The 17,017-nt window shown below is 47.9% G+C and carries 16 protein-coding genes and 2 pseudogenes; 5 read left to right on the top strand and 13 right to left on the bottom strand.

The features are described from left to right. The first annotated feature begins 110 nt into the window (after positions 1-110). Positions 111-1,970, top strand: a complete 1,860-nt coding sequence (gene gss, locus K7R23_RS08870; RefSeq protein WP_012907584.1) for a bifunctional glutathionylspermidine amidase/synthase — start codon at positions 111-113, stop codon at positions 1,968-1,970. Between the two features lie 119 nt (positions 1,971-2,089). Here gss and K7R23_RS08875 read toward each other — a convergent pair whose 3' ends face one another. The 10 genes and pseudogenes from K7R23_RS08875 to K7R23_RS08920 all read right to left on the bottom strand — a co-directional run bounded on the left by K7R23_RS08875 (position 2,090) and on the right by K7R23_RS08920 (position 9,702). Next, a complete protein-coding gene (locus tag K7R23_RS08875; protein WP_012907583.1) occupies positions 2,090-2,857 on the bottom strand; it encodes a PoNe immunity protein domain-containing protein in 768 nt (255 codons plus the stop codon). Positions 2,858-3,300: 443 nt separating this feature from the next. Continuing rightward, complete coding sequence (locus K7R23_RS08880; protein WP_012907582.1) at positions 3,301-4,068, bottom strand: PoNe immunity protein domain-containing protein; 768 nt, start codon at positions 4,066-4,068, stop codon at positions 3,301-3,303. 51 nt (positions 4,069-4,119) lie between these two features. Then, positions 4,120-4,949 (bottom strand): annotated as a pseudogene (locus K7R23_RS08885) (type VI secretion system Vgr family protein); the annotation flags it as partial. Between the two features lie 30 nt (positions 4,950-4,979). Continuing rightward, positions 4,980-6,551 carry an IS66-like element ISCro1 family transposase gene (locus K7R23_RS08890; protein ID WP_012904571.1) on the bottom strand — a complete coding sequence of 524 codons (1,572 nt, stop codon included), beginning with the start codon at positions 6,549-6,551 and terminating at the stop codon, positions 4,980-4,982. Between the two features lie 19 nt (positions 6,552-6,570). Then, positions 6,571-6,918 carry an IS66 family insertion sequence element accessory protein TnpB gene (gene tnpB, locus K7R23_RS08895; RefSeq protein ID WP_012904570.1) on the bottom strand — a complete coding sequence of 116 codons (348 nt, stop codon included), beginning with the start codon at positions 6,916-6,918 and terminating at the stop codon, positions 6,571-6,573. Beyond that, positions 6,918-7,595: an IS66-like element accessory protein TnpA gene (tnpA, locus tag K7R23_RS08900; protein ID WP_012904569.1), complete on the bottom strand. Its 678-nt coding sequence runs from the start codon at positions 7,593-7,595 to the stop codon at positions 6,918-6,920. The genes tnpB and tnpA overlap by 1 nt, the downstream gene beginning before the upstream one ends. A 54-nt stretch (positions 7,596-7,649) precedes the next feature. Then, positions 7,650-7,991 (bottom strand): annotated as a pseudogene (locus K7R23_RS08905) (GNAT family N-acetyltransferase); the annotation flags it as partial. Further along, complete coding sequence (locus K7R23_RS08910; RefSeq protein ID WP_012907581.1) at positions 7,988-8,281, bottom strand: type II toxin-antitoxin system TacA family antitoxin; 294 nt, start codon at positions 8,279-8,281, stop codon at positions 7,988-7,990. The pseudogene K7R23_RS08905 and the gene K7R23_RS08910, both read right to left, overlap by 4 nt. 457 nt (positions 8,282-8,738) lie before the next feature. After that, positions 8,739-9,008, bottom strand: a complete 270-nt coding sequence (locus K7R23_RS08915) for a hypothetical protein (RefSeq protein ID WP_162467723.1) — start codon at positions 9,006-9,008, stop codon at positions 8,739-8,741. Positions 9,009-9,375: 367 nt separating this feature from the next. Beyond that, positions 9,376-9,702, bottom strand: a complete 327-nt coding sequence (locus K7R23_RS08920; protein ID WP_148222105.1) for a hypothetical protein — start codon at positions 9,700-9,702, stop codon at positions 9,376-9,378. 316 nt (positions 9,703-10,018) lie between these two features. On the opposite strand from K7R23_RS08920, the gene K7R23_RS08925 reads away from it, so the two are divergent. Both K7R23_RS08925 and K7R23_RS08930 read left to right on the top strand, forming a co-directional pair. Next, complete coding sequence (locus tag K7R23_RS08925) at positions 10,019-10,801, top strand: type IV toxin-antitoxin system AbiEi family antitoxin domain-containing protein (RefSeq protein WP_024132931.1); 783 nt, start codon at positions 10,019-10,021, stop codon at positions 10,799-10,801. Then, positions 10,788-11,717 carry a nucleotidyl transferase AbiEii/AbiGii toxin family protein gene (locus tag K7R23_RS08930; protein ID WP_012907576.1) on the top strand — a complete coding sequence of 310 codons (930 nt, stop codon included), beginning with the start codon at positions 10,788-10,790 and terminating at the stop codon, positions 11,715-11,717. The genes K7R23_RS08925 and K7R23_RS08930 overlap by 14 nt, the downstream gene beginning before the upstream one ends. Before the next feature lie 595 nt (positions 11,718-12,312). Here K7R23_RS08930 and K7R23_RS08935 read toward each other — a convergent pair. From K7R23_RS08935 to K7R23_RS08945, 3 genes are all read right to left on the bottom strand, one after another. Continuing rightward, positions 12,313-13,596 carry a PDDEXK-like family protein gene (locus tag K7R23_RS08935; RefSeq protein WP_232796114.1) on the bottom strand — a complete coding sequence of 428 codons (1,284 nt, stop codon included), beginning with the start codon at positions 13,594-13,596 and terminating at the stop codon, positions 12,313-12,315. Between the two features lie 99 nt (positions 13,597-13,695). Further along, on the bottom strand, positions 13,696-14,148 hold the full coding sequence (locus tag K7R23_RS08940; protein WP_012907574.1) for a VOC family protein: 453 nt from the start codon (positions 14,146-14,148) through the stop codon (positions 13,696-13,698). Positions 14,149-14,624: 476 nt separating this feature from the next. Further along, a complete protein-coding gene (locus K7R23_RS08945) occupies positions 14,625-15,005 on the bottom strand; it encodes a FaeA/PapI family transcriptional regulator (protein ID WP_012907572.1) in 381 nt (126 codons plus the stop codon). Between the two features lie 171 nt (positions 15,006-15,176). On the opposite strand from K7R23_RS08945, the gene K7R23_RS08950 reads away from it, so the two are divergent. Beyond that, the gene (locus K7R23_RS08950) at positions 15,177-15,905 is read left to right on the top strand and encodes a winged helix-turn-helix domain-containing protein (RefSeq protein ID WP_012907571.1); all 729 of its coding nucleotides are present in this window, start codon (positions 15,177-15,179) and stop codon (positions 15,903-15,905) included. A gap of 84 nt (positions 15,906-15,989) precedes the next feature. Then, positions 15,990-16,958 carry an IS5 family transposase gene (locus tag K7R23_RS08955; RefSeq protein ID WP_012904651.1) on the top strand — a complete coding sequence of 323 codons (969 nt, stop codon included), beginning with the start codon at positions 15,990-15,992 and terminating at the stop codon, positions 16,956-16,958. Positions 16,959-17,017: the final 59 nt, after the last annotated feature.

Consider the following 17,017-nt stretch of genomic DNA (forward strand, 5'->3'; position numbering starts at 1 on the left):
GCGGCTATTTTTTGTCGCCAGGCGTCTGCCCGCTGCGTTGAGGTGTATGATGATACATGTTGTTGAGCAGGCAAATGCTGCTCAGGCTGTACAGCTTTGAGGTAAGGTGCATGAGCAAAGGAACGACCAGTCAGGATGCTCCCTTCGGGACATTGTTGGGCTATGCCCCCGGTGGCGTAGCAATTTACTCTTCAGATTACAGCTCCCTCGACCCACGGGACTATGCCGACGACGCCGCGTTTCGTAGCTACATCGGCAACGAATATATGGGCCACAAATGGCAGTGCGTTGAGTTCGCCCGCCGTTTTCTTTTTCTTAACTATGGCGTGGTGTTTACCGACGTCGGCATGGCGTGGGAGATCTTTTCGCTGCGTTTCTTACGCGAAGTGGTCAACGACAATATTCTGCCGCTACAGGCGTTTGCCAATGGTTCCGCCCGCGCGCCGGTTGCCGGGGCGCTGCTGATCTGGCAGAAGGGCGGAGAGTTTAAAGACACCGGCCATGTAGCGATTATCACCCAGTTGCTGGATAACAAAATCCGTATTGCCGAGCAGAACGTGATTCATATGCCGCTGCCGCCGGGTCAACAGTGGACGCGCGAGCTGGAGATGGTGGTCGACAACGGCTGCTATACCCTGAAAGATACCTTTGACGACACTACGATTCTGGGCTGGATGATCCAGACCGGGGATACGCAGCATAGCCTGCCACAGCCGGAGATTGGCAATGATTCGCTGAAGATCCGCGGCGCAAGGCTGGAGAATAAAGGCCAGTTTGACGGCAAATGGCTGGATGAACATGATCCGCTGCAAAAAGCCTATATCGCCGCTAACGGCCATGTCATTAATCAGGACCCGTATCAGTTTTTCACCATCAGCGAAAGCGCCGAGCAGGAGCTGATAAAAGCGACCAACGAACTGCATTTGATGTATCTGCACGCTACTGACAAGGTGCTGAAAGATGATAATCTGCTGGCGCTGTTCGATATACCAAAAATACTCTGGCCGCGTTTGCGCCTTTCCTGGAAGCGTCGACGCCACCATATGATCACCGGTCGTATGGATTTTTGCATGGATGAACGCGGGCTGAAGGTCTACGAGTACAACGCCGATTCCGCCTCATGTCATACCGAGGCTGGTCTGATTCTCGAACGCTGGGCGGAACAGGGCTATGCGGGGCAAGGGCATAATCCGGCGGAAGGATTAATCAACGAGCTGGCCGGCGCGTGGAAGCACAGCCGCGCGCGTCCTTTCGTGCATATCATGCAGGACAAGGACATTGAGGAGAACTACCACGCGCAGTTTATGCAGCAGGCGCTGCATCAGGCCGGGTTTGAAAGTAAAATCCTGCGCGGGCTGGATGAGTTGCGCTGGGATGAAGCCGGGCAACTGATTGACGGCGACGGTCGGCTGGTGAACTGCGTCTGGAAAACCTGGGCGTGGGAGACAGCGATCGAGCAGGTGCGCGAGGTCAGCGAAACTGAATATGCGGCGGTGCCGATTCGCACAGGGCATACCGAGCAGGAAGTGCGGCTGATAGACGTGCTGTTGCGCCCGGAAGTGCTGGTTTTTGAGCCGCTGTGGACCGTGATCCCCGGCAACAAAGCGATCCTGCCGATTTTGTGGCAGTTGTTCCCGCAACATCGTTATCTGCTGGATACCGATTTCGTGGTGAACGACGAGCTGGCGCAAACCGGTTATGCGGTGAAACCGATAGCGGGCCGCTGCGGCAGCAATATCGACCTGGTAAGCCACCAGGAAGAGCTGCTGGATAAAACCAGCGGTAAATTTGCCGAGCAGAAGAACATCTATCAACAGCTCTGGTGTCTGCCAAAGGTCGACGGGAAATATATCCAGGTCTGTACCTTTACCGTGGGCGGCAATTACGGCGGCACCTGCCTGCGCGGCGATGAGTCGCTGGTAATTAAGAAAGAGAGCGATATCGAGCCGCTGATAGTGGTGAAAGAGTAGGTAACTGCGCTGCTCCGGCCTGGGATGGGGCCGGGGCAGAGGTTGATATATCTTTCTATAATCACAGATGATTTAGCAGAGGGCATTATTAATTGAGATTATTGAGCCCTCTATATTTTTTATCTTTTTATGATCATGTCTTTGGGATAGTAGACATTATCTTTGAAAGAGGAGTCATCTATATTTAATAAATTTACGACCAGTGCAGCCTCGAAGCACCAGTAGCCATAATAAACACCTTCATAGCTTTTATCATTACCATGCCAGGCAGCCGGTTTCATGCTCCTGTACCAGCCCTCGACAAATTTCTTCATCAGTGCCGGCCGATCGTTTTCTGAAGCCAGTATAACATCAAGCAAAGGTTTATATATTTTACCATACACAAGAGTGTTATTACTGGCGATGGAGCGGTTCGTATCACCAAGTAATACAGCGACATGATCTAATAAGGCATCTTCTCCTTTATGTCCAAAAAGATCGAGTACTTCTAAAAAATCAGACTTCTTCCCGCCAGAACAATACAAAAAAACCAGCCAGCAAAAAAAATCATAATAGATATAAAGAGTTAACTTGCTGTACATTTTTTTAGTTTGTTCACCTAGTTCTGTTAAGCAGGTAAACTTTTCATTAAATAATTTTCTTATCTGTACAAGTTCTTTTAATTCGTCCGTAAAAGAAGAAACTGGATCACCTCGTCCATATTTCATAATACATTTAGTCAAAATATAGCTATGAATTCTGGATAATCGGGAAAGGATTCTATGTTGGATAGGTATGCTGTCAATATCTTTCCTTGTTTCATATACAGCCTTCTGTAGAAAATGAATCCATTTATCAAAATAGGCTTTATCTCTACGGCTATCTCTGACCTGCAAATTTTCGCTCATTATTCAACCTTACCTTTATTTCCAGGTATAACGCTAGCATCTACATCTGGCTTCAGTGGTTCGTTAACAGTATATTATTGTTTCGGAGGATCTTGAGATTTTTCTATTATTATCCAATGATTACATTGTCTTTATTTAACAAAAGCAATTTGGTTGTTTTAATCTAATATTTCACGGAGAAATGGATCTCTGTTTTACCATGTTTGGCATCCTTGACTTAAGTTTGACTTCATTTTTGAAAAGCTGCGATGTGGTTAATATTACCCGACTCCATTATTATTACAGAATATGTCATTTACAGTCTTAATTTCCAGTTTGTTTTGGAGGTAAATGAAATCTATCGTACGCATAATTTCTTCTGAATTAACAGTAAACATAAATATGGATGGTTTAGCAGAGGGCATTATTAACTAAGATTATTCAGCCCTCTATGTTTATTTTTTCTATCTTTTTATGATCATGTCTTTGGGGTAGTAAACATTATCTTTGAAAGAGGAGTCATCTATATTTAGTAAATTCACGACCAGTGCAGCCTCGAAGCACCAGTAACCAAAATAAGCTCCTTCACCTCCTTTATCATTACCATGCCAGGCTGCCGGTTTCATGCTTCTGTACCAGCCCTCGACAAATTTCTTCATCAGTGCCGGCCGATCGTTTTCTGAAGCCAGTATAACATCAAGCAAAGGTTTATATTTTTTACCATACACAAGAGTGTTATTACTGGCGATGGAGCGGTTCGTATCACCAAGTAATACAGCGACATGATCTAATAAGGCATCTTCTCCTTTATGTCCAAAAAGATCGAGTACTTCTAAAAAATCAGACTTCTTCCCGCCAGAACAATACAAAAAACCCAGCCAGCAAAAAAAATCATAGTATAGATAAAGAGTTAACTTACTATACATTTTTTTTGTTTGGTCACTTAGTTCTGTTAAACTGTTAAATTTTTCGTTAAATAACTTTCTTATTTGTGCCAGTTCTTTTAATTCGTCAGAGAAAGAAGAAACTGGATCACCTCGTCCATATTTCATTATACATACAGACAAAATGTAGTCATGAATGCTGGATAATTGAGCAAGGATTCTATGTTGGATAGGTATACTGTCAATGTCATTTTTATCTTCAAGTATAGCTTTCTGTTGAAACTCAATCCATTTATCAAAATAGGCTTTATCTCTACGGCTATCTCTGACCTGAAAATTTTCGCTCATTATTCAACCTTACCTTTATTTCCACGTATAACATTACCATCTTCATCTATTTTACAGATGGAAGTTACCGGTAATTTTGACTGGTCGATCGGCCTCAAAATCAAATGCCCTACCGGTAATGGTCACTTTTTCGCTACTGTCCATTCTCAGCAGGCTGGCGCCACATTTCAGCTCAATCACATCGCCTGAATCTATTGTTGAACTGCTGGTCACGGTCAGGGAAAAGTTCTCCCCCACCGTGATGGTCTGTGATTTTTCCACCGCTTCGGTATCGTTTCCTGACACTTTGCTGTCCTGGTCATTACCGCCGCTCTTGTTACGATTATTTGTGACCTCCAGTTTCTGATCGTTACCCACACTCACGCTCTGATCGTGGGCGACCGTCACGCTCTGGTCATGCCCGCCGGTATTCTCCTGACCGACCTTCACCGTCTGCCCGACGCCCACGGTAATGCGCGCTGGTTATTGCCGATGGTTTCCGTGTGGTCCACCTTCACGTCGGTGGTGCGGTTGTTCAGCACCTCCGTGTCCATGTTCTTCTGGGCGTGGATATACACCTGCTCGTTATCCGTCGCATCCTCAAAGCGCAGTTCGTTAAATCCGCTGCCCTTGTACGTCTTCGAGCGGATGGTCATCTGCGTCCTGGTTCCCGGCAGGCTGCCCGGCGCGCGGTTGTCCTGGTGGTAAGTGCGCCCCGTTATGACGGGCTGGTCCGGGTCGCCGTTGAGGAAGTCGACAATCACCTCCTGGCCGACGCGGGGAATGGCAAGGTTGCCGAAGCCGGCCCCGGCCCACGCCTGGGACACCCGCACCCAGCAGGAGCTCTCCTCGTTGCCCGGGCAGTAACGGTCCCAGTGAAAACGCACCCGGACACGGCCGTGGTAAGCGGCTCGCCAGAACCGTATTGATATTTACTGAGAGCTCAGATCAACTTTCCAGGGCAACAGATCGCGTACCCGATTTGCCGGCCAGTCCTGGATATGCTCAATGACGTAACGCAGCCATTTTTCTGGCTCCACATTGTTCAGACGGCATGTGCCGATCAGCGAGTACAACACCGCCGCATGTTCGCCACCGCTGTCAGAACCCGCGAACAGCCAGTTTTTCCGGCCTACGGCCACTCCCCTTAAGGCGTTCTCTGCGATGTTGTTGTCGATTTCCACCCAGCCATTACTGCAGTACACGTTCAGGCTATCCCACTGTTTCAGCAGGTATGCGAACGCTTTTGCCGTATCCGAGTGACGCGACAGTGTTTTCATCTGAGTCTGTATCCAGTCATACAGTGACTGCATCAGTGACGCAGCTCTGGCTTTTCTTGCCGCCAGACGCTGTTCTGCTGAACATCCCCGGACTTCTGCTTCGATGGCATACAGTTCACCGATACGCTGCAGGGCTTCCGTGGTGATATCGGTTGGCGCTCTTGCATGCACATCGTGGATTTTTCTCCGGGCATGGGCCATACACGCGGCTTCCGTTATTCTGCCGGATTCGTATAACGCCCGGTAGCCACCGTAAGCATCGGCCTGAAGCACTCCGCTGTAACCGGACAGGTGATTCTGTGGATGTATGCCTTTCCGGTCCGGGCTGTACGCGAACCAGACCGCCGGGGGCATCTGTGAACCGGCGTTACGGTCATCACGGACGTAGACCCACAGCCGGGCTGTCCGGGTTTTACCGCTGCCCGGCTCCTGGACCGGGACGGGGATATCATCAGCATGGACTTTACCGGGCATCAGCACATACTGGCGCAGGACGTCATACAGCGGCTCCAGCAGTTCAGCAACAGCACCTGTCCAGCGCCCCAGTGTGGCACGGCTCAGCTCCACTCCCTGACGACGGTATATTTCTGACTGGCGGTATAACGGCAGATGGTCTGCATATTTCCCGGTGACAACATGGGCCAGAAGCCCCGCTCCGGCATAACTGCGTGCAATGGGTTTTGAAGGTACTGGTGCCTGCACGATATGGTCGCACCGGCAACAGGCCAGTTTCGGACGTTGTGTTTCGATAACCTTAAAGGCGCTGCTGATAAGCTCCAGTTGCTCTGACACATCACATCCCAGAGAACTGAGTTCACCACCACAGGCAGGACAGCATTCCTCTTCCGGCCGGATAACCCGGGTTTCACGGGGAAGTGAGGCCGGTAACGGTTTACGGGCTGAAGACTGGCGCAGGGCGGATGGCAGTGCCGGGTCATATTGCTCACCCAGCGTTTCAGCCATTTCTTCCTGAAGTGCGCTGATTCTCTCCTGTGCATCCTGTATCTGCCGTTCGGTTTTTGCGCGAAGTTTTTCTGAGCTTTTACCGAACTGCATACGTTGCAGTTTCGCAACCAGCGCCTTCAGCCGGTTGATTTCGGAAGCATAAGCCGCCACCCGCTGTGAGAGCAGGCGGTTGTATTCGGCCATCTGGCGGATGGTGTCCTGTTGCGTCTGCAACAGTGCCCGCAGGCGGGCGTTCTCATGAGCAAGTGAGGTGTCCATATCCTCACTTTACAACGGGTTATATGCGGATTCCAGCGCGTTCCGTTCGTTTCGGGTGCTTCCAGTTGATACCTTCAAGAAGCATGGATAACTGAGCCGGAGTAAGGTGCACCTTGCCGTCACGGGTGACTGGCCAGATGAAGCGGCCCCGCTCCAGGCGTTTGGTGAAGAGGCACAGTCCGTCACTGTCAGCCCACAACACTTTTATCTGGTCACCCCGGCGTCCGCGGAAGATGAACAGGTGTCCGGAGAACGGGTCATCCTTCAGGACGTTCTGAACTTTTGATGCCAGGCCGTTAAAGCCATTTCGCATATCGGTGATACCTGCAACCAGCCAGATACGCGAACCTGCAGGGAGAGATATCATCAGTGGCTGCTCCCTTTTATTTCGCGGATAAGTGTCTGTAATAACGCCGGCGTCAGTTTACCTTTAAGCCTGAGAGTTCCGGCCGGCAGAACCAGCTCACAACACAGACTGTCGGACGGTGTATTTATCTGCTCTGGTTCCTGTGCGGGGGCCGGGATTTTATTATCCGGCTCCGGCGTTAACGTCACGGGAAGCAGTGCCGGCATATTTTTTCCGGAAGGCAGCAGGCCACCTTTCCGGTATTGATGGCGCCAGTTGAAGAGCAGGTTATCGTTGATTCCGTTTTCCCGGGCGATCTGCGCCACACAGGCTCCGGGCTGCAGTGACTGCTCCACTAAGGCGATTTTAAACTCATAAGGGAAGTTGGGCCGCCGGGGACGTTTTTTTACCACGGGGGTTTCGGATATAACGGTGCTTTCAGGACGTACGACTGGTACCGTGGAAAATTGTCCGTAAAGGCAGGCATCAAGTTCCTGCTCCGACATGCCTGCGGGCAAAGGCCACGAAAGGCCAGCTCTCCGAAAGCGCACGAACATACTACAAACTGTTGATTTTGGTACACCCAGGCGACGTCCGGCCACAACCCGAGGTAAATGTTCTTCGAAGTGAAGGCGTAAAGCTTCAGTAATCCAGGTCCGGTATTCCATACGATAGTGTCCACTAAAAATGATGGACATTATTTTTGTGGAGCCGGAGGAAACAGACCAGACGGTTTAAATGAGACGCTTACCCTGAATCACCCGCAGTCCGGCATCCCTCACCAGCGCCTGTCCGACGCCCTGCCCATGTAGCGACCGATCCACAGCCAGACGGCCCAGCACCACCACTGGGATCGGATCGGGCATATTGCGACGAAAGCGACCGGGGGCGGTGTTGGTCGTTACCGCGCTGGACGCCAGCGAGTAATACGCCAGTACGTTAGAATCGCTGCCGCAACATACAAAGGTACGCGATGCGCCAGTGACCTGATTTTTCATCGCCCGCTGTTTCAGCCAGTTATCCATCGAATCCACACCGCAGCAGAACGGGGTGAGAATATGCCCGGCGTGAAGGGGCTCAGGGGCGGAGATCATTTTTCCGGCTCCCACGGCGCGGGGGTCAGCATGGTTTTACGCAACGCATCGTTTGGCGCGGGAGCCTGATCCAGACGGGTCAGAAACGCCTGATAAGCCTCCGGATCGGCCATAATGATACGCTGTTCGATCAGCGCCTCTTCAGCGGCAGCGCGGGCGGCCTCCAGCACAAAGTCTGTGCGGTTTTTCCCTCTGGCTTTTGCAGCCCGATCGATAAGATCGCGCTCGGCGGGCTTGATGCGCAGGTTCAGGGTTTCGCGTTTCATCGCCATACTATTTGCGGCTGGCATGGTATTGTCCTCTTGTGTTTCTGTGGATATTAAGTATACAACACGCGTAACGCAGATGTCATTACGATAAATTCAGAAGGAATCGAACCGGAGTATCGAACCGAAAGATTTTCTATTCATTCTAATCCACCTTTATGCTTTACAAGCAGAAACGAGGGTCAACCTCTGGGTCTTGACAATAAGTAGCAGAAGAATTTATGATAGAAATCAAATTGGTAAGTAATTGAATGTTCCCGAGTCCGGGCACCACTTATTCAGAGAACCCAGCCTATGGCTGGGTTTTTGCTTTTGGAGCTACGGACTCTTCATCGAATTTCGTTCGATTATTCGCCGCAAGCGGCTCACCCCTTCGGGGCCAGCGCGACAAGCACGCTGTTCAACGCCTACGGCGTTAGTCCGAGTCCGGGCACCACTATTCAGAGAACCCAGCCTATGGCTGAGTTTTTGCTTTCTGGCTTTATCCAACTTTCGTCGGATGGCGAGTAAATACCTCATTAGTTCTTTCATCACAGACCGCTAAGCGCAACACCTCAGGCATTCCTGTTAATCCTGCTGCAAACTCATCAATAAACTTCACGCTATCAGCCACACGTAACCAGCCGGGGCCTTCATTTCGGCAGCAAAATACCAGATCAGTGCATAAATTAATCTGATCAGCGTCTTTTCCATTGCGGGTTATAGAGCCTTCCCTGTCAGAAACTATGTCAGCGCGAATGAGTAATCGCAAAATGATCCAGAGTAAAGTTCAAATCCGGAGATGTTGGTGGCAGCATTGAAGAAAAAGGAAAGTAATGGGTGTATTTGAATAGAGTAGTAACAGCCTCCACCACAAAACAGACCAGCCTTAACAATAGTGGAACCGGACAGCTTAGTCTTACCGGTCTTACTGGGCACCGGTGCATCTCGCGACACTTTCTCCCAGCTCATTATTGAATGTAGCTGAACGTGCATGACATAAAAAGACGCAAAAAGCGTCACATGTCATCAGTAAGGAATATCTTCAGGAAACCAAACCCAGCACCTGAATTTAAAGGCGCCGGGGAATGATACTGCGATTTGTTATCGATGACGAGGCATTTTATTTTTTAAAAAAGTTAAACAAAATTACCATTTAATTTTTTATTTCTTTCTTTTAATATATCATTTAGTACTAATTCTTTAAGATCAGCACTTTTCATCTGATTTTTAAATATATTTGCCACATATGAATCAGGATACTTACGATTTAATTTTTTATGTGTGGCTGTAACAGCAAAGCTACATAATTTGTATAGTTCTTCAATTTCATTAAGACTAATTTTTTCAGAGCCATTGGAGATATCAAAAGTAGCAGACTGCATAACAATATGTGTAATAAACCGATTACCATGAACAGAAATCGCTCTTTCCTTTCCCTCAATTGTCTTTTTTAGATGACTCAACCGTATTTCGATATATCTATATACTTGAATCAATCGCCATAATTGAGGGCCTGTTAATGATTTATTAAAAATTATTGTATACGGGGCTTTACTCTGACATGTAATTGAGCCATAACTCTCCCTGGTAATCTGTCTGACAAGTATTTTTTACAAACATTTTATTATAGTAACCACATGATTTTCATAGATAATGGATGTTGCCAATGTTCATTAAGCTCATTCACTGAAAAAAGTGTCTTCACCTGCCTATATTATTTTCCATTAAAACATTATAATGGTTTAAATTTTAACTGTTATGTCCATCAAGAGACGACATTTGGCAAACTATCTAAACTGGCTGATGCAGAACACCCTCCCCGGTCAGGTTTTGCTCCAGTCATGGCTCACCCGCAATGGCATAGATCGTAAGCTCTCTTACCTCTATGTGCAGAATGACTGGCTCAGGCGGATCGCGCACGGCGTATATTGTCGGACGGGCCGTGAGCCGAACTGGGTGGACGCAGTTTACTGTCTGCAAACGCAGTGGGGGAAAAAAGTTCGCGTGGCGGGGCTGACCAGCCTTGCGCTACAGGGCCACGCTCACTATACCGAACCGGGTAGACAACAAATCTGGCTTGCACTACCGGCTTACGTCAAACTGCCGGGATGGTTCACCGCCTTTGAGCAATCCGCGACGTTTGTCACGCTGTATACCTCTGGTCTCACCGTCGATACAACACTATTCGCAACAAAACTAAATATCGGCGACCGGCAGTTAATGGGCAGTGTCCCGGAACTGGCCGCATATGAGATAGCCTGCGGCGTTCCTTCGTTGATCTCCTTCGAACATGCCGACGCTCTGTTTCAGGGGATGAATCTTCTCAGCCCGCGTAAATTACAGACACTGCTCTGCGCCAGTCATTCGGTTAAAACCAACCGGGTGATGCTTTACCTTGCCCGACGCAATGAGCATCCTTACTTTCAGTATCTCGATCAAAGCGGTATAGAAACAGGCACGGGAAAACGGCAAATTGTTCCCGGCGGCTGGCTGGAACCGGATTATCAAATCACCGTTCCCCGCGCATTTAAACCGGAAGGAGTCGAAGATGGATCTGCGTGATATTTATGCCCGACAGGTCAGGCTATTAATGACTGCTCTGCCGCTTGTGGCAAAGGAGTCCTGCTTCGCGCTGAAAGGCGGCACGGCAATCAATTTGTTTGTACAGGATTTCCCTCGCCTGTCGGTGGATATCGATCTTGCTTATAAGAGCTTTGCGGATCGCGATACCGATCTGGTTGCCATCCATGACGCCCTGATGCGTATTACTAAATCGCTGAATGGCAGGCCAGGGATCACGGCGATCCGGCAGGAGAATAAAGCGGATGAAAAGCGCATCATCGTTAACACCGCCGATGCGAAGATAAAGATTGAGGTTAGTCCGGTCTGGCGTGGACTACTGTTGCCACCAACAGAAATGCCAGTATGTGAACAGGTGGAAATGGAATATGGCTTCACCACCATGAATGTTGTCTCGCTGGCGGATCTTTACGGCGGTAAAATCTGCGCTGCGCTTGACCGCCAGCATCCACGCGATCTGTTTGACGTGCTGAATATGCTGGAGAAACCGGGTCTGACACGTGAGATCTTTGACGGTTTTCTTTGTTATCTGGTAGGCCATCCCCGCCCCATTGCTGAACTGCTGGCACCAAACTGGGACACGACCCAGATCGCCACGCTGTACGCACAGGAATTTTCAGGGATGACACAACAGGAAACTTCGCTGGACTCTCTTTTGTCAGTCACAACCTTGCTACCGCAGGCGCTGAAATCGCACCTTACGGGCAAAGATCGCCAGTTCCTGCTCACCTATAAGCAAAATACTCCTGACTGGTCGCTGTATCGCTATCCTGAAATTCAACACCTACCGGCTATTCGCTGGAAGTTGCGTAACCTGGAGGTGCTGAATGATAAGAATCCGGCCAAGTATGCAGCGGCAGTGAGTAAGCTGGAGGGGGTTCTGAAGCAGTATTTTTAGCTCTGGTTCTGAGGGATTGAATTGAGCCATGATGCTTAGTTATCTCAACGCCCTGATGGCTATATCTCAAAAAAAGATTAAAATATTCATATAATTCAATAAATAATAATAAACTCCATCAAATATTATCTCAAAAGTGACTAACCCGACATATCAACTTACAGCTCAATGCAGGGGTGACGAATTAACACCCTGCGGGCAAGGAAAGTATGTTTTTACGCGGTTATATGTGGACCTCAAACCGTTATGTGTGGAGCTCCATCCACTATATGTGGACCTCATACCGTTATGTGTGGACCTGACTCCACACATAACGAAGTCCCTATTCGCTAAATAACGATTTTCGTGGGTTTTGCTTTCCGGGATTTTGGTAGATTTGTGGTCGTTATCACCACAGAAGCCACTATTTTATTTGCCCTTTGAGCCACACCTACTCCTTCCGGTCAGTCCGTCGTTGCCTGTTCGACTTCAGACAGCGAATCAACACCATCTCAATCATGTTTAGCCATTGGCTAATTGCATCACCACACAGTAATATCCGTTTTTTGTCTGGTCAGGAGAAGGTAAGCGTTCGCCCCCTTGCCCCGGCAAAGCATTAGCGAAACAGATTCATATCCAGCTTTTCGTGAACCGCCAGAATCACTTCACACAGTGCAGCAAAAATACTGTCTTCTCCACGCTCACCCAGCTTCGCCCAGATAGCGCCATCATTACCCCAGTTTTGAGGAATACGGTTTTTCCCTTGCGGATCAAGATCCCAGCTCCACCATGACCAAAGTTTACTGGGCTTTCCCTGCATATGGGGAAAAATGTCCGATATAGCAGCGCTGATTAAAGCTTCATGTTGCTCATTCTTACCTTTTCCTGAGATCCCAAAATACAAACCGTTATAGTTTGTTCTGTCAAACTCCCAGCACAAAGAATAGACTCCATCAGGGCTTAGCGGTACGTAAAAACCAGCCCACCGACTCGATGGCTCGACATAAGTAACGTTAATAACGAAAGGATAATCCGCAAATCGGTCATTTAAATCAGAAATCAATTCGTTGAATAAATCACGGCGAACCTCATTGATCTGGTTAAATATCATAAATGCCGATTCTATTGAACGACTATCCTTGCGAATGATTTCTGACAGCTCCCGACTATTATCCATTATGAATTTACCATTAATTGACTGACTGATATATTTAATCAAAGACTCAACAAATACTCTGACTGCATTAGCCCTGACATGTAGTAAGCACGCATTCAGCCATTCAACGACGTCATGCCAGGATATGGTGAGGATATGTTGCCTTAGCGCTTCTGGCGTATTTTCAGAAAGAGTCCGCTCCCCCGGTTCATGGTTGCATAAATAAATTAATTTCCATGGCCTTTCACGTTTGTTCAACCATAATGCGTAATCCCGTAGTTGGTTTTCCTGATCGGCTGCCCATGGTTTATTTTCGATAGCAATAACACCTCCTGAAGAGGTCATTAACAAGTCTATCTTTCTTCCGTTTTCGATAGTAACTTCATAATCAACCCTGACTTTATCCCCCATAGCTAAAGGGCTATCGCTTCCACTTCTTTCAATGAGGGAAAGAAATCCCTTCAGAAACAGCCCTGACTGACCATGAGTTTCATCAGGAGAAAGTAAAAATTGTAAATAACGTGAAAGCGCCAGCTCGTCATTTTTCAGCCATTCCATAAGGCTGAAATCAGGTGCCAGTTCGACCTGATAGCGTAATTTAGCCCGGGTCGTCACTTCATTCCATCGTGCAACACTATCCAAAAGCGCCGCGGCATTTTGCTGTATGCCATTCATTATCTTAGCCTGTTGATAAACGATACTCGTCACACTAACGCCATCCACGGTATGTGGTAAATAGCCCATATCTGGCAAGTAGCCGCCAACTGACACGAGATTTGATTTAGTGCAATTATTCGTCTCAAACGGCCTCCTTCGGAATCAGGCCGTTCAATACCTGCAGCGTTAATCCTGTGTCGTTTCCGTGCGCAACCACGGTGTAATGGTTACCCCTGTCAGCAGCCCCTCCGGGCTCAGTAAACGGGTGACGGTCTGGCCCCAGGGTTCCAGACGTTTCGCAATTAACAGCTGATACCCTTTTTTAATCAGGATATCCGTCGCAACATCAATATCCTGCACTTCAAACTCGACCCATCCCTGGGGAACGGGTATCGCTTCCGGCCACGCTTCTGCGCCAAAACAGGAGAGTGCCGCCTGAGACAGAGGCCAGAGCGCAAAATGCTTGACTCCCTTTAATGCCTCAACGTCCGTCAGCATATAATCGTGATTGCCTTCCATATGTTTTAAAGGCAAGCGGAGGGTATCTTTATAAAACGCTTTACTGATTTCTGTATCGAGCGTAACCGGGCCAAAGCCTGCAACAAACAATACCTCAATGTCATTTAAATCTGCTGTCATATGTCCCCCTGTCTTTTCTTTAACCTATTATGCCCTTGCCTGACGATTAAAAGGAATTTTTTTAATTTTGTAACCGCACTTCCCGACGTAGCCCTGGCATGACTGTTTTGCAGGATTGATAAAGGTGGTCCTGATAATGCCACCATAACATAACTCACTTACGCTTCTAATAATTAGCCACGCGTAAACTAAGGGAATAAACAGTGACAAAGCAATTTGTTCTGTTCTGGCTTACAGTGGATATTTACGCTGACGTCAATGACAAACTATTATCACCTGTTAGCCGATGTTAAAATTGTTAATAAATTTTAGTCACCTGGCGCGATAACTGTAGGGGAGATAGTTACTGGAAGAAAAAGAAAATAAAAATTTGGGGGAACAAAAAAACCATGACGCGAGGTCAAACATTTTTATTGGGAATATTCCGAATGCCTCGCGAGATATTAGCAGGGAAAAATCTCGATATAAAGTCTAACTTATTGATTTACGACTGTTTGTTGCAAATGATAATCCCCCTTGCTAGAATCCTCGATAACTTCTGTAGATTCACTGGATAAAAACCATTGATGGTGTTTTTGCATTTTATCTCGTATAACTTGTCCATATTTTTCCAGCGGAAGCAGTAAGTGCCTAACTTTATAAATTGAAATGCCGCAAAGGTCAGCAAGTTCCCTTGTAGAAAGTCCATTAGCACTGTGATCTTTTAATAATTCAAGAATATATACTTGCTCCGGAACCCTGACCGTAGCAAAGCTGCTTATTCCCATTTCCACCGCTACCAACTGCAGATTGTTACACGGTGCATTATACCGAATGGGTAACGCGCCTGAAGGGTAGGCACATAGCGAAAGTTTCATGGCACAGCCTCCTGGGTTGCAAAGGAGTGCCCAGTATGCATTGATGAGCAACAAGCTAGCAACATTAGCTGTAAATATTCATTAAAACAGATTTTTTATCTGATATTAACTTCTTTTTATTTTTTAAAAGCTGCATGTTAGTAAGAAGTAGGATTAAGCGCGGAGAGGAACATGAGGTTCGACATAGAGGGATTTATCACTTTTGATACCGAGGACGCGTCTCTCGTTAACCTACTGACCGGGGATTGTATCGAATTATCCCAAACGTCCACGCGACTGCTGGCCGAGCTGCTCAACCATCGCGGCGATATCCTGTCGCGCAATGAAATCTTTCAGTCCGTTTTTGATAAATATGGCGCCAGGGCGTCGAACAGTAATCTCAATCAATATATCTCGACATTGCGCAGAAACCTCAGCGATCTGGGGGTAAAAAAAGAAATCATTGTTACGGTTCCGCGTATTGGTTTCAAAATTTCCGAAGATGCTATCGTCAATAACGATCGTGAGTATCGAACGCCTTTTTTGGATGAGAAGGACGCTTCTCTCAGCCTCAGCGCACAAACCAGTCCCTTTCATCATCTGTTTACCCGCATTATTGCGCTGACGATCGCTTTTCTGCTGTTGATGATGAAGCCTGGCGTGTACAGGCCAGAGGCAGATATTCATAAAATTGTAAAAGGTCACTGCGTTATTTTTATCCCTGCATCATTGTCGTTGATGGATGTAAAGAGGAGTTTTGATTTAACCGCTCAGCCTTTCGACTGTTCGAAAGCAAAAGAATTGTATATCTACAGGCAACAGGTACAGGGTACGTTAGGTAATATTATGCAATTGCTGCTCATGGAGTGTGATAATGAGGGTTGCGTAAGCTTTTATTACAGAGAAAAAAATAATGTCTAAGCATATCTGTGTTCTGTTTATCTGCGTTGGCTTAATTTTTATCGGCGCGATAGGCTTTGTTGAATAAATCGAACTTTTGCTGAGTTGAAGGATCAGATCACGCATCCTCCCGACAACACAGACCATTCCGTGGCAAAGCAAAAGTTCAGAATCACCAACTGGTCCACCTACAACAAAGCTCTCATCAACCGTGGCTCCCTCACTTTCTGGCTGGATGATGAGGCGATTCAGGCCTGGTATGAGTCGGCAACACCTTCATCACGAGGAAGGCCCCAGCGCTATTCTGATCTCGCCATCACCACCGTTCTGGTGATTAAACGCGTATTCCGGCTGACCCTGCGGGCTGCGCAGGGTTTTATTGATTCCATTTTTGCCCTGATGAACGTTCCGTTGCGCTGCCCGGATTACACCAGTGTCAGTAAGCGGGCAAAGTCGGTTAATGTCAGTTTCAAAACGTCCACCCGGGGTGAAATCGCACACCTGGTGATTGATTCCACCGGGCTGAAGGTCTTTGGTGAAGGCGAATGGAAAGTCAGAAAGCACGGCAAAGAGCGCCGTCGTATCTGGCGAAAGTTGCATCTTGCTGTTGACAGCAACACACATGAAGTTGTCTGTGCAGACCTGTCGCTGAATAACGTCACGGACTCAGAAGCCTTCCCGGGCCTTATCCGGCAGACTCACAGAAAAATCAGGGCAGCCGCGGCAGACGGGGCTTACGATACCCGGCTCTGTCACGATGAACTGCGCCGCAAAAAAATCAGCGCGCTTATTCCTCCCCGAAAAGGTGCGGGTTACTGGCCCGGTGAATATGCAGACCGTAACCGTGCAGTGGCTAATCAGCGAATGACCGGGAGTAATGCGCGGTGGAAATGGACAACAGATTACAACCGTCGCTCGATAGCGGAAACGGCGATGTACCGGGTAAAACAGCTGTTCGGGGGTTCACTGACGCTGCGTGACTACGATGGTCAGGTTGCGGAGGCTATGGCCCTGGTACGAGCGCTGAACAAAATGACGAAAGCAGGTATGCCTGAAAGCGTGCGTATTGCCTGAAAACACAACCCGCTACGGGGGAGACTTACCCGAAATCTGATTTATTCAACAAAGCCGGC

Origin of the sequence: Citrobacter rodentium NBRC 105723 = DSM 16636 (genome assembly GCF_021278985.1) — a bacterium.
Classification (GTDB): Bacteria; Pseudomonadota; Gammaproteobacteria; order Enterobacterales; family Enterobacteriaceae; genus Citrobacter_A; species Citrobacter_A rodentium.